This is a genomic window from Bacillus cereus group sp. N24 (genome assembly GCF_016483345.1).
Taxonomy (GTDB): Bacteria; Bacillota; Bacilli; order Bacillales; family Bacillaceae_G; genus Bacillus_A; species Bacillus_A toyonensis.
Window position 1 is genome coordinate 1 of record NZ_JAEHCA010000150.1, and the last position, 240, is coordinate 240.

The following is a 240-nucleotide window of genomic DNA, read 5'->3' on the forward strand; positions in this document are numbered from 1 at the left end:
GTCTTCGATCGCTTGGTAGGCCGTGGTCCAGAAGTCTTGGATAAGATGCGATGGGGCCGGAGTGGACATCCCAACCGGGGTGAACAGAATTCCAATAAACTGTTTATCTGGATCAGCGTAAGCTGAAGTGCCGGTTCCGCCAGCCCAGCCGAATTGACCGATAGACGCGTAGGCTCCAAGATAGGTACGCACCGCCATCCCAAAGCCCCAGCCACCTTGGATCCCTTGTCCGAATGACAA

The 240-nt window shown here is 55.4% G+C and carries 1 pseudogene; it reads right to left on the bottom strand.

The window, feature by feature from the left end:
• A pseudogene (locus tag JDS95_RS30805) lies at positions 1 to 240 on the bottom strand (serine hydrolase domain-containing protein); the annotation flags it as partial.